This window comes from Streptomyces subrutilus, from assembly GCF_001746425.1.
GTDB classification, from domain to species: Bacteria; Actinomycetota; Actinomycetes; order Streptomycetales; family Streptomycetaceae; genus Streptomyces; species Streptomyces subrutilus_A.
Window position 1 is genome coordinate 119,951 of the sequence record NZ_MEHK01000002.1, and the last position, 12,336, is coordinate 132,286.

Annotated in this window: 10 protein-coding genes; 1 reads left to right on the forward strand and 9 read right to left on the reverse strand. The window is 73.1% G+C overall.

All coding sequences use genetic code 11. The features are described from left to right. Positions 1-83: 83 nt before the first annotated feature. The 4 genes from BGK67_RS33830 to BGK67_RS33845 all read right to left on the reverse strand — a co-directional run bounded on the left by BGK67_RS33830 (position 84) and on the right by BGK67_RS33845 (position 4,796). On the reverse strand, positions 84-1,376 hold the full coding sequence (locus BGK67_RS33830; protein ID WP_107489045.1) for a hypothetical protein: 1,293 nt from the start codon (positions 1,374-1,376) through the stop codon (positions 84-86). Positions 1,377-1,460: 84 nt separating this feature from the next. Beyond that, positions 1,461-2,594, reverse strand: a complete 1,134-nt coding sequence (locus BGK67_RS33835) for an enoyl-[acyl-carrier-protein] reductase FabV (RefSeq protein WP_244291548.1) — start codon at positions 2,592-2,594, stop codon at positions 1,461-1,463. Positions 2,595-2,858: 264 nt separating this feature from the next. Beyond that, a complete protein-coding gene (locus BGK67_RS33840; RefSeq protein WP_069924384.1) occupies positions 2,859-3,662 on the reverse strand; it encodes a M15 family metallopeptidase in 804 nt (267 codons plus the stop codon). A gap of 165 nt (positions 3,663-3,827) precedes the next feature. Beyond that, entirely contained in the window at positions 3,828-4,796 is a 969-nt protein-coding gene (locus tag BGK67_RS33845; RefSeq protein ID WP_079154735.1) for a DMT family transporter, read from the reverse strand. Positions 4,797-4,955: 159 nt separating this feature from the next. On the opposite strand from BGK67_RS33845, the gene BGK67_RS33850 reads away from it, so the two are divergent. Next, entirely contained in the window at positions 4,956-6,365 is a 1,410-nt protein-coding gene (locus BGK67_RS33850; protein ID WP_079154736.1) for an MFS transporter, read from the forward strand. A gap of 58 nt (positions 6,366-6,423) precedes the next feature. Here the strand turns inward: BGK67_RS33850 and BGK67_RS33855 are convergent, their stop codons facing one another. The 5 genes from BGK67_RS33855 to BGK67_RS33870 all read right to left on the reverse strand — a co-directional run bounded on the left by BGK67_RS33855 (position 6,424) and on the right by BGK67_RS33870 (position 12,222). After that, positions 6,424-8,700 carry a S9 family peptidase gene (locus BGK67_RS33855; protein WP_069924385.1) on the reverse strand — a complete coding sequence of 759 codons (2,277 nt, stop codon included), beginning with the start codon at positions 8,698-8,700 and terminating at the stop codon, positions 6,424-6,426. A gap of 34 nt (positions 8,701-8,734) precedes the next feature. Next, positions 8,735-9,400, reverse strand: coding sequence for a DUF4097 family beta strand repeat-containing protein (locus BGK67_RS33860; RefSeq protein WP_069924386.1), 666 nt, complete (start codon positions 9,398-9,400; stop codon positions 8,735-8,737). A gap of 215 nt (positions 9,401-9,615) precedes the next feature. Beyond that, positions 9,616-10,071, reverse strand: a complete 456-nt coding sequence (locus tag BGK67_RS33865) for a hypothetical protein (protein ID WP_069924387.1) — start codon at positions 10,069-10,071, stop codon at positions 9,616-9,618. Positions 10,072-10,372: 301 nt separating this feature from the next. Then, positions 10,373-10,555, reverse strand: coding sequence for a DUF5302 domain-containing protein (locus tag BGK67_RS38020; RefSeq protein ID WP_107489046.1), 183 nt, complete (start codon positions 10,553-10,555; stop codon positions 10,373-10,375). Between the two features lie 104 nt (positions 10,556-10,659). Continuing rightward, the gene (locus BGK67_RS33870; protein ID WP_069924388.1) at positions 10,660-12,222 is read right to left on the reverse strand and encodes an MFS transporter; all 1,563 of its coding nucleotides are present in this window, start codon (positions 12,220-12,222) and stop codon (positions 10,660-10,662) included. Positions 12,223-12,336 lie beyond the last annotated feature (114 nt).

Consider the following 12,336-nt stretch of genomic DNA (forward strand, 5'->3'; position numbering starts at 1 on the left):
CGATCGGTCGACCCCACGCATGTTCCGACGCGGAAGCCCGGCGGTGCCGGGTGTTCACGAACAGCCCGGGAAGTGTGGCCCCTTTACCGGGCGGGTGGGGTGGTCTCGCCCAGGTGGGTCAGGGCTTCGCGGAAGTCGGCCAGGGCGGGGGCGAACTCGTGTGCGGCCGTGTGGAAGGTCGCGCGGTCGATCAGGGCCGTGGCCAGGGCGGGGGTTCCGGTGGCCGGGGCGTGGTGGGACAGCCGGCGGGCCAGGGCCACGCCCTCGTCGAACAGGGAGCGCACCCGCGTCGCGAAGAGGGTGCGCTGCACCCAGTAGACGGCGGAGCGGACGGTGAGGGCCCGGTGCAGCCGGACCAGTTCCGCCAGGTGCCGGTCCGGGTCTTCGGCGGCTCGCGGAGTGAGGGCGTCCACCTCCTCGCGCAGGGCGGTGCGGCTGTCCAGGAAGCGCCTCCTGCCGTCGGGAGACCACGGCATCGGCGCCGCGCCCGTGGCCGGACGCGGGCCGCCGGGCGCGGGCCGGTCGGTTTCGGCGCAGGCGAAGGACAGCAGCACCGCCCAGTACTGCGCCGGGTATCCGCCCCAGGACGTGCGCTCTCCGGTGGCGGCCAGCTCGGTGAGCAGGGCCAGCGCCTCCTGTCGTACGGCGGCCGCCTGCGTACCGCGGCCGCGGATGTCGAGCATCTGCGCGTACCGGACGAGCGCGAACAGGTGACAGGTCATCGGGACCCGGTCGGTCGCGGCCTCGGCCGCTTCCACGGCGACGACCTGCTCGCACGCGGCGAGCGCTTCCTCGGAGCGGCCGGCGTCGTCGAGGGCGGCCGCCCAGTCCAGCAGGGTCCGGGCGAGCTCCCCGTTTCGGGGCCCGCGGGGCAGGGCCGCCTCGGCGATCTCGGTCAGGGCGTCGGCCGCCTCCGCGTACCGGCCCGCTTCGGAGAGGCCCGCGGCCCAGGCGTGCAGCCCCCTGACCTCGGCGGCCGCGGACCGGGCGGCCTGCGCGCGGCCGATGGCGAGCATCTCGGCGCGCAGGGCGAGCCCTTCGGTGTGCCGGTCCTGCTCGTACAGCTCCTTCTGGCACCAGTCGAGTGCGACGTACAGGACGTCCGCACGGAAGGGTTCGGCCGGATCGATGGCCCGTGCCGCGGCCACCGCCTCCTCGCACAGGGCGAGGAAGACGGCGTGCTTCTTGCCGGTGCCGACGTCGTAACTCAGGCGGTGCAGCGCCCTGACCAGGAGGGGCAGGTACGCGGCGGGGCTGACCTGGGCGAGCACCCGGTACGCGTCGACCTGCTCGCGCGGCGCGGGGTGTATGCCCGCGAGCAGGATGGACCGCGCCCGCAGGATGTCGTCTTGATCGATCTTCTCCGAGTGGCTCATGGCGGAGATTCTGGGCGCCCGGGAGAAGGCCGGACAAGCTTGGCGGCCTGTGCCGTTCGTCCTACGAAAACAGCCTCTGACCTGTCATGATGAGTGTGTCGTCACCCCCAGGCCCGCCGGGGCGGGCCACGGGACGGTGGTTTCTGCGGGGGTCTCGTAGTCGACGCCGGGGACGTGCCAGCCGTAGAGGCGGCCGACCTGGTCGCGGAACCAGTCCGTGTCCGCGAGGGTGCTGATGCTGTCGGTGTCGGCCCGGTCCCATGCGGTGCGGACGGCGGCCTGCACCTCGGGGTTCATCTCCCAGTCGTCCAGGCGGACTCGGCCCTGGTCGTCCAGGCCGAGGGCGGCGGCGCCCGTGAGCCGGCTCCACAGGGCCGCTGCCTGGTCGACGGGGGTCTGCCAGCGGTCTGCGGTGACGCGGTGGAGGATGCTGGTGTAGAGGGCGATGCTCGGGATGGCGGTGGAGGCCTGGGTGACGGCCGCGCCGGCGACGACGGTGTGGGCGTGGCCGGCGTCCCCCAGCCGGGCGTCGAGGGCGCGGGCGGTGTCCTCCAGGTGCTGCTTGGCGGCGCCGATGGTTCCGGCCCGGTAGACGGGGGCGGTGATGTCGGACCCCACGTACGAGAGGGCCACGGTCCGGAAGCCGTCGGCGAGCAGGTCCCTGGACTGCAGGGCGTCGATCCACAGCTGCCAGTCGGCGCCGCCCATGACCTGTACGGTCGCCTCGCGCTCGGCCCCGTCCGCGGCCGGCAGGTGCAACGCGCCGATCCTCGGGGCGCTGTCCTCGAAGACGAGGGTCTTGGCGCGGTAGTCGGTGCCGAGCGGCTTGATGACGGAGTGGTGGACCTCGCCGGTCAGCGGGTCCGTGCGGCGCGGGGCCGCGATGCTGTAGATGAGCAGGTCGACCTTGCCGAAGCGGGCGGCGAGCAGGTCGGCGGCCTCCTCCTTGACGCCGTCGGAGAAGGCGTCGTCGCGCAAAAAGGCGAAGTCGGCCCCGGCGGCGAGTTCGGCGGTCCGCGCGGTGCGGTACCAGCCCGCGCTTGCGGTGCGGCGCCCGGTCTCGGGGGCCTCGAAGGCGATGCCGAGCCCGCGCATGCGGTGGGTGCGCAGGCCGACCAGGGTCGCGGCCAGTCCGTAGCCGGCGCTGGAGCCGATGACGAGGGCGACGGGGCCGGGCCCGTCGCCGGCGGAGGCGGGGTCCGGGTCCGGTGCTGCCACATGCGGTCGACCACCGCTGCGCAGCCGGCCGGATGGCTGTTGACGTACAGGTAGCCGCGGTTGCCGGGCTTGATCTCGCGCAGGCTCACTCGTGGGGTGCGGGGCTCGCGGTCGTCGCGGCGGTGAGCGGTTCCCCGCAGCGCCGGATGCCGTCGGGGGCTGCTCACATCCTCGGGGAGCGCGGCTCGGCCCGGTGATGGTGATCTGCACCAGAAGTGGCCGCCGATTCTTGTCGGTATGACATTCGGTCGTGTCCGGGCACGTTCACCTCGTGCCCCTTCTCGACACGGGGAAGTCGAAGTAGGTGGCGGGGAAGGGTTCGTCGCGCAGGGTGTAGTGCCACCACTCCTCCGGCAGGTTCTTGAAGCCCGCGGATTCGAGGGTGCTCTTCAGGAGCAGGCGGTTGGCCCGCTGGTCGCCCCGGATGCGGGGGTCGAGGGTGTGGGAGAGGGTGTCGAAGCAGTCGTAGCCGGTGCCCATGTCCACGGAGTTGTCCGGCGCGCGGTGCTCCTGCGGGGCGTAGCAGGGGGTGAGCGGCCGGTCCGGGTCGTGGGGCGGGGTGGGGCGTGCCGGGAGCTTCACCAGGGTCAGGTCGACGGTGCTGCCCCGGCTGTGGCCGGACCGCTCGGCGATGTAGCCGTCCTCGAACAGCCGGGTCTTGTCGACCCGCGGGTAGAACTCGTCCTTCATGGCCTGGTCGTCGAGGTCTTCGGCCCAGCTGACGAAGTGGTCGACGGCGCGCTGCGGGCGGTAGCAGTCGTAGACCTTGAGGGAGTAGCCCTGGCGCAGGAGGGTGCGCTGGGCGCGGTGCAGCGCGCGGGCCGCCGGGCGGGTGAGGACGCAGGTCGGCTGGAGGTAGCCGTTGATCGGCTCGCCGACGAAGTTGTTCGGCGTGTGGTAGCGGATCTCCTGGCGGATGGTGGGATCGACGTCGCTGAGCGCGACGAACTCACGCGGCCGGGTCGGCGGGTGGGGAGCTGTTGCCGGGGTGGGTGCGGCGGCGGATACGGCGGCGGCGACGGCAGCGGCCAGGGCTGCCGCGCGTGCGGTACGCGGGAGGACGGACATGCTCCCATTGAGCCCGTCGCACGACGGGCTTGGCCAGTCGACTTCCGGTTGACGGGGAGGGTGGGGCGTGGCGGTGTGGGCGGTGAGGTGACAGCCGCAGGCCCCGGTCGCCGCGGGGAGCGGTGGCCGGGGCCTGCGGCTGTGGTGCGCGCGCCTGACCGCGTGTCAGCGCCGCGCGGGGCGGCGGGGAGCGGGGCGTCTGCGGGCGATGGCCACTCCGGCCAGGCAGATCGCGCCGCCGAGGAGGGTGAGGGGAGCCGGTACCTCGTTCAGGGCCGGCCAGGCGATGAGGATCACGACGGCGGGGACCGCGTAGGTGGTCGCGCCCATCTTGCCGGCGGTGGTCCTGGAGAGGGCGTACGTCCAGGTGGTGAAGGCCAGCGCGGTCGGGAAGAGGCCCAGGTAGACCATGTTGAGGGTGGCGGCCGGCGGTGCGTCGGGGAGCTCGGTCAGCAGCTGCCAGGCGAAGGGGAGGGTGACGGCGGTGCCGACGAAGCAGCCGTACGTGGTCACCTGGAGCGGGGTCGCGTAGGTCAGGGCCGGCTTCTGCGCGACCACCCCGGCGCCGTAGGCGAGCGCGGCGAGCAGGCAGAGCAGGACCCCGCCCAGGGAGGCGGAGGTTCCGCCGGAGGTGGACAGGCCCACCACGACGGCTCCGGCGAAGGAGACGGCCATGCCGGCGAGCAGCATCGGCGGGAAGCCCTCCTTCAGCAGCCATCCGCTGAGCAGGGCGATCACCAGGGGGCCGATGTTCACGACCATGGCCGCGGTGCCGGCGTCGACGCCCTGCTCGCCCCAGTTCAGCGCCACCATGTAGAGCCCGAACCAGAGCACTCCGGAGGTGAGGATGCCGGGCCAGGCCTGGCGCGGCGGGAGCGGGACCCGCTTGACGGCCAGGACGACCGCGAGGGCGAGGGAGGCCGTCAGCAGGCGTCCCAGCGCGAGCGCTCCGGGGGCGTAGTGCGGGGCGGCCGCGCGGATGGAGACGAACGCGGAGGCCCAGAGCACGACCGTGACGGCCGCGGCGGCGAGGGCCCGGCGGTCGGGCGCGGGGGGGTCGGTGCGCGGGCGGTCGGGGGGTGCGGGTTCGTCGGGTGCGGGTTCGTGGGGTGGGGGGCCGGCCTTGTGATCCATACGCGCAACGTACTCACGGCTCTCGCGGCTGCCCACGCGTTTTCGGGGCCCCGCGTAGGACCGGCGGCGGACGGGCGGCCTCCGGCCCCGCTCAGCGGGATCTCCAGGGAGCGGCGGGAGAGTGTCGGGAACCCGTTTGCCGTGCTCAGGAGGCTGGCCATGTCCGCGCCCGTGCTCGAACCGCGCGTGGCGGCACCGCCACCCGCACCCAAGACCCGCCGACCGCGGCCGGGGCTCGCCCTCGCCGTCATCGCCTCGTGCAACGCGATGATCCAGCTCGACGACGCCATCGTGAACATCGCCCTGCCCGGCATGCGCGCCGATCTCGGGCTGTCGGACGTCGGTTCGTCCTGGGTCCTGAACGCCTACCTGCTCGCCTTCGGCGGTCTGCTGCTGCTCGGCGGGCGGGCCGGCGACATCCTCGGGCGGCGGCGGGTGTTCCTCACCGGCGTGGCCCTGTTCACGGCGGCGGCCGCCGTGCGCGGGCTCGCCTCGAGTGTCGAGCTGCTCACCGTGATCCGGGTGGTGCAGGGCGTCGGCGCGGCGCTGGCCGCGCCGAGCGGCCTCGCCCTGGTGCTGAGCATGTTCGAGGAGGGCGCGCCGCGCAAGCGTGCCATCGCGGTGTGCACGGCGGCCGGGGCGGTCAGCACGGCCGGCGGCCTGCTGCTGGCCGGGACGCTGTCCAGCCTGAGCTCCTGGCGCTGGGAACTGCTGCTGAACGTACCGCTCGGCGTGCTGATCCTGGTGCTCGGGCCGCTGGCGATCACGGAGACGCGCCGCAACCCGGGCCGTTTCGACGTGGCGGGCGCGCTGCTGTCGGCGGTGGGTGCGGCCGCGCTGGTCTACGGGTTGGCGCGGGCGGCCGAGCAGGGGCTGGGCGATGTGCGGGCGCTGGTGTGCGTGGCGGGCGCCGTGGTGCTCTTCTCGGTGTTCGCGGGCGTCGAGCGGCGGGCCGTGCGGCCGATCGTCTCGCTGCACCTGTTCCGCTCCCGCAACCGGATCCTCGCGTACGTGGGGACGCTGGCCGTGCCGGGCTCGATCATGGGCGCCTACTTCTTCTTGAACCGGTACTTCCAGCAAGAGGCGGGCTACGGCCCGCTGGGCGCCGCGGTCGCGCTCACGCCGCTCGCGGCGACGATGGCGGTGATGGCGTGGGCGGCCGTACGGCTGGAGCGCCGACTGGGGCCGCGCTACCTGATGGCGGGCGGCGCCGCGCTGCTGCTCACGGGCAACCTGGGGCTGTCCCAGCTGGGGCCGGGCTCCTCGTACGCGGGCGGGATCCTGCCGGCGCTGCTCCTGCTGGGTGCGGGCATGGCGTGCTGTGTGATCCCGCCGACGGTGCTGGCGACGTCCGGGCTGCGGCGCGGGGACGCGGGCGCGGCCTCCAGCATGCTCAACGCCGTGCAGACGCTGGGCGGTTCGCTCGGGTTGGCGATGCTGGTGGCGGTGGCCTCGCGCTCCGGGATGTCCCTGGGCTTCACGGCGGGCGCGGTGTGCGCGGGTGTCGCGCTGTTGGCCGCGCTGCTGATCCGGCCCGGTGCGGGTGTGAGCGCCGGGGCCGGGGCCTGAAGGCTCCTAAGCCCGTGCTGCGCGGGGCCCGGCCGGGAGGCCGGGCCCCGCGGCGTGCTCAGGCGAACATCTCGGCGAGCAGTTCGGGGCCGATGGGGATGGGAGCGGGGCGGTGGCCGGGGGGCGGGGTGCCCGTCAGCTCGCGCACCAGGAAGTCCCAGCAGCGGCCCCGGACGTAGGCCAGGCAGTCGATGAAGGTGTGCTCGGCGCCGGGCACGACGAGCAGTTCGACGTCCTTGCCGGCGGCGATGAGCCGGTCGGCCAGCCGCAGGCTGTGGTGCGGGTGGACCTGGTCGTCCATCTCGCCGTGGACCAGCAGCAGCCCGCCCTCCAGCCGGTCCGCGAGCTCCGGGTTGGAGGCGCGGGCCCACGCCTCGGGGTTGTCCGCGCCGTCGTAGGTCTCCACGAAGCCGAGGTTGAAGAAGCGGGCGTCGTGCGAGCCGGACAGGGCGACCCCCGCCTTGTACACGTGGGGGAAGTCCAGCATGGCCCGGGCGGCGGCGAACCCGCCTCCGGAGTGGCCGAACACTCCCACCCGGTCCAGGTCCATCCACGGCCGGGTGCCGGCCAGCTGCCGCAGCGCCGCGACGTGGTCGGCCAGGCCGCCCGCGTCGGCCAGGCGTCCGTAGGAGGCGTCGTGGAAGGCCTTGCTCCGCCCGGGGGCGCCCCGCCCGTCCAGCGCCACGACCACGAAGCCGAGGGCGGCGAGGGGTTCGGCGTCGAGGCCCATGCCGCCGGGGTCGAAGCACGGGGCGACCCGGTTGACCTGGGGGCCGGGGTAGACGCTGTCGACGACCGGGTAGCGCTGGGCCGGGTCGAAGCCGCGCGGCCGGTAGAGCACCCCGTAGAGGTCCGTCACCCCGTCGGCGGCCTTGACGCGGAAGCGTTCCGGCGGGGTCCAGCCGGTGGCGGTGAGCCTGCCGATGTCGGCGCGTTCCAGTTCGACGAGCACCCGCCCGTCCCAGTCGCGGACGCGGGTCACGGGCGGGGTGTCGACGGTGGACGCGGAGTCGATGAAGTAGTCGCCGCTGTCCGGCAGGGTGACGACGTGGTCCAGCTCGTCGTCCGTGAGCCGGGTGAAGCCGGAGCCGTCCAGGCCGACCCGGCACACGGTGCGCCGGTAGGGGTCCTCGTCGACCAGTCCGGAGGCGGTGAAGTACACCACCCGCCGCGCCTCGTCGACGCGCAGGATCTGCCGCACCGCCCACGGCCCGGAGGTGACCTGCCCGAGCAGCGCGCCGGTGCGCAGGTCGTACCGGTAGAGGTGGCCCCAGCCGTCGCGCTGCGAGTACCACAGCACCTCGTCGGCCAGCACCCGCACGATCGGCTCCTCGTACAGGGACTGGTTGGGCTCGACGCGGGTGGCCGCGGTCTCGCTGAGCACCGTGGTGACCTCTCCGGTGACCGGGTCGAGCCGGTGCAGGGTGAGGGTGCGCAGGTCGCGGGGGCGGCCGAGGTAGTAGACCGCCGAGCTGTCCGGAGCCCACCACGCCCACTTGGCCGTGATCGGTGACAGCTGCGGCATGGGCAGCGGCTCGGCCCGGGCACGGACCACGGTGCCCTCGGCGACGTCCAGTACGACCAGCTCGGCCAGCGGCATGTGCGCGTCCCCGGGGTAGGCGTAGCGCTGGGGGTGCAGGCGGGGGGCGCCGCCGTCGGCGGGCGCGGCTTCCACGAGGTGGGTGAGGCGGACCTCGCGCTCGTCGGTCCGGTGCGCCAGCACCTTCGTCGAGTCGGGCGACCAGGCCACCGCGGGCGGCAGGTGGGGCAGGCCGATCTTGCGGAGCAGCGTGGCGTTGGCCGTGCAGTCCGGGCCGGCGCCGTACTGGTGGCCGGGTGCGCCGTCGGTGGTCAGCGCCCACTCGCGGCCGTCGGTCAGCGAGCGCGCCCACAGGTCGTGCCCCCGGCGGGAGACGGCGGTCTTCCCGTCGGGTGCGGGCACCTCGAGGGGGTTGCCCGGCGGGGTGAACTCGGCCGGCTCGCAGGCGTAGCCGTCCAGGCGGCAGCGCCAGTACTGGCCGAACGCGGCGAACTCCACCGCGTCGCCGGACAGTTCGACGGCCGCGAACGGGAGGGCGCCGGGGTCGGCCCGCTGTCCGGAGGCGGCGGAGAGGGCGGCGGCGAGCCGGGTGTGGTCGAAGGCGGGTTCACGGGTGCCCGCCGCCGGGTCGACCCGTACGAACCGGCTGCCGGCGCCGTTGCGCACCGCGTACCAGAAACGGGCACCTCCGTCGATCCACTGCGGCCTGACCTTGTCGCCGGTGACGAGCTCGCCCGGGCGGGCGGGCCGGCGCAGGAGCTGCTCGGCGGCCTGGTAGTTCTCGGTGGTGCTCATTCCCGTTCCCCTTCCTCGGTGTCGGGCGCGCTGGTCAGAGGCTGCGGGCGGTGATGTCGCCGTGGGCGGTGGTCGCGTGGATGTCCAGGTCGGCGGCTGCGTCGGTGTTCTTGAGCGCGTTGCTGACGCGGCCGAGGCCAGTGCCGGCGTCGAGGGAGGCGCTGACTCCGCGGGCGGCGCCGACCGACACGTCGCCGGCCTGGGTGCGCAGGACGACCGTGCCGCGCACGGCCTCGGCGATCCGGATGTCGCCGTGGGCGGTGCTGATCTCGGCGGGGCCGCCCAGGCGGCCGACCGAGATGTCGCCGGCGAGGAGGGTGAGGCGGGCGCTCGCGGTCTCGTCGAGCTTGACCGAGCCCTCCGCGCTCTCGAAGGTGACGTCGCCGAGGCGTCCGACGCCCCGGAGTTCGGCGCCGGCGGCCTTCGCCTCGACGCGGGAGCCGGCGGGCAGCTGGACGGTCACCTCGACGGCTCCGGAGGCGCCGAGGAGTTGGAGCTTCGCCGGGGCGGCGATCCGCAGGACGCCGTCGGCGTAGGCGACCTCGGTCTGCTCCGCGGCCTTCACGTCGCGGCCCTTGGAGGCGTCCGCGGGGAGGATCTCGACGGTGGTGTCGGCCCGGTCGGCCGCGATGAACCGGATGCGGCCCGCGGGGATGTCGAGGACGGCGGAGACGGGGGCGGGGGTGTGGAACTTCTGCATGATGCTCTCCTGGCTGCGTGTTTGTTTCCGATGAGTGAAACGCTACGTAGCCTTTACTAATTCAGCAACGAGTTCGTTGCACGTAGGGAGCATCTATGCAGGTGACACGTCCTTTATCGTTGCAACGACCTTCGCTTTCAACGCAACGAAAGGCGGGGGTTCGTTGCGTTGACCTGGCGGTGAACGCTACGCGCGGCGGGCGGCGGGAGGCGGCGTCAGGAAGCCCAGGCGCCCGGCGGCCGGAACGCGGGCCGCGGCGCGGTGGGGAGTTTTCGGGGGCCCGCGGTGGGGGGTGACGCCTGCGTGGCTTCGTGGAGCAGGCGGAGGCGGGCCGTGAGGAGGACCGCGAGGGCCGCCGTCTCCTCGGCGGTGGGATTGCCCCGGGAGATGCGGATCGAGGCCATGGCGAGGGCCAGCGAGGGGTCGCCGGCCACGGCAGCCGTCCCGGAAGGCCCGGCACCGGCCGTGCCGTTGACGCCGCTCGGGCGGTCCGCGCGTGCCGCGTTCGGGCGGTCCGCGCCGCCGGTGCGCTCCGCGCCGTCCACGCGCTCCGAGCCGTTCACGCGGTCCGTACGGCGCGCTTCCGCGGGCGGGGCGGCGGGGCGCTCGCGCACGGGGGTGCCGCGCACCGCCGGGGCGGTCAGCAGCGGACGTTCCTCGACGATGATCATGGGGAGCCCCTTTCGACACGGTCGCACCGGGCGTGCCCGGTGCCGGACACTCCAGGTTCGGGCCAGGCGCTACAGCCGGGCTCGGGTTCCGCACGGGAATACGCACGGAATGACTCGCGGACGAATTCGATCATGGCCGGAACCCGTCGTTCCGGGTTCGATTCCCCAGCGAAAGCCAAGCAGAATTCGAGTCATATTCAAGCAGAATTCCAGTGGATATTGCAGACACACCAAAAAGGCCGCCGCAGCCCATTCCAGTGGAATGGCCCGCGGCGACCCTTGGGGGGTGAGCCGGGCTGAGTCAGCCGGTCTTCCTGCGGAAATACCGCTTCTGACCGGATGAGCCGCTCATGTTCTTCACCTTCATACGGCCCTCTTCGTGAGCCGTGCGGGCGCGCGATGCGTTGGACTTGCGCTCCAGTGCAGCGCGGAACTTTTCCTTGGCATCTTCTGCAACGCCACCGTCGAACGACTTGTCAGTCATACGTACCTCCTGCAATCAATCGACAGAAAAAGTCTGGCACAAAATCAGAGGAATGACGACCCCGCATTACCGATCCAAGGCAATGGAATTCGCCATTTCCCGGGTCAGGCGGAGTCGAGGAGCAGACGGTCCTTCGCGGCGGATGGCGCGGGCTGTCCGGCGGGCTCCGCGGGCGGCGCCTCCGGTGCGGCCTGAGGGGTCTTCGAGGCGGGCAGGAGTGGGCTGAGGAGGGCGACGAGCGCGAAGACGCCGACGTTGTACCAGAGCGTCACGGAGGTGGCGTGGCTGAAGGTGTCGGCCCGGCCGGCGGCCGTGGCCTCGCTGCCCGTGAGGCTGAAGAAGATGACGCCGACGATGGCGATGCCCGCGGCCGTGCCGAACTGGATGACGGCGTTGACCACGCCGGAGCCGGCTCCCGCGTCCTGGGGCGGGATGTCGCCGAGCACCACGTTGGTCAGGATCGGCGAGCACAGTCCCATGCCGAGGCCCACGACGAGTTCGGCGCCCGCGACGTGGTACCAGCCGATGCCCGCGCCCTGGCTCGACACCGCGACGATCATGGCGAGCGTGCCGAGCGTCATCACGGAGGTGCCGATCGCCACGAACGTGCGGCCGTTGGCGGTGCCCTTGCGCCAGGCGATCTGGAAGGTCGCCATGATGCCGATGGGGAACGCCACCGTGACCAGCGCGGTGCGCAGCGCGGACCATTCGAGGCCGAGCTGCATGTGGTAGGTCAGCACCAGGAAGAACGAGGTGATGCCGGAGAACGCCAGCATGACCACGACCACGCCCACCCGGAAGGAGCGGTGTGCGAACAGGGTCGGCGGGACCAGCGCCGATCCGTCGCGGCGGTGCCTGCGGCCCTGCTGGACGCCGAACGCGACGAAGAGCAGCGCGGAGGCGGCCGCCAGCGCGAACATCCAGCCCGGCCAGCCCTGTTCGCGGCCCTGGACCAGCGGGTACATCAGGCCGAGCGAGGCCAGCGTGACGAGGACGACGCCCGTGATGTCGAGCCGTGGTGACCGGTCCGACTTGCTTTCGGGCATGGTCCAGGCGGCGAGGGCGATCGCGAGGATCCCGAAGGGGATGTTCACGAAGAAGATCGAGCGCCAGCCCAGGCCGAAGAGGTCGAGGTCGGTCAGGACGCCGCCCAGCAGCGGGCCGCTGACGCCGCCCAGTCCGAGGACCGCGCCCATCAGGGAGAAGGCGACGACCCATTCCTTCTGCTCGAACATCGTCATGATGACGGACATCACCTGGGGCACCATGAGCGCGGCCGTCAGGCCCTGCATCAGGCGGCCGCCGACGAGCATGCCGGGGGTGGTGGCGAGTCCGCACACCGTCGAGGCGAGGGTGAAGCCGAGGACGCCGGTGATGAACAGCCGCTTGCGGCCGTAGATGTCGCCGAGCCTGCCGCCGGTGATCAGGAAGACGGCGAAGGCCAGCGCGTAGCCGGCGAGCGTCCACTGGGCGGTGGCGAAGTCGGCGTGCAGGTCCTGCTGGATGGCCGGCAGCGCGACCGTGACGATCGTGGCGTCGACGTTGTCGAGGAACGCGGCGAGCAGGACGACGGCGAGTGCCACCCACCGGCGCCGGGACGCGGCCGTGGGGGGAGACGGGGCGGCCGCGGTGTCCGCCACGGGCTCCGGCGAGGAGGACGAGGACACGTGATCAACTCCTGGGAACGGGGGTGTTGGGGGTGCGCAGAGGGGTTCTCGGTCGGGTTCGCGGCGGGGACCGCGGGGGGGGGAAGGGGCCCGGGGCCGGCTCGGGGGGAGGCC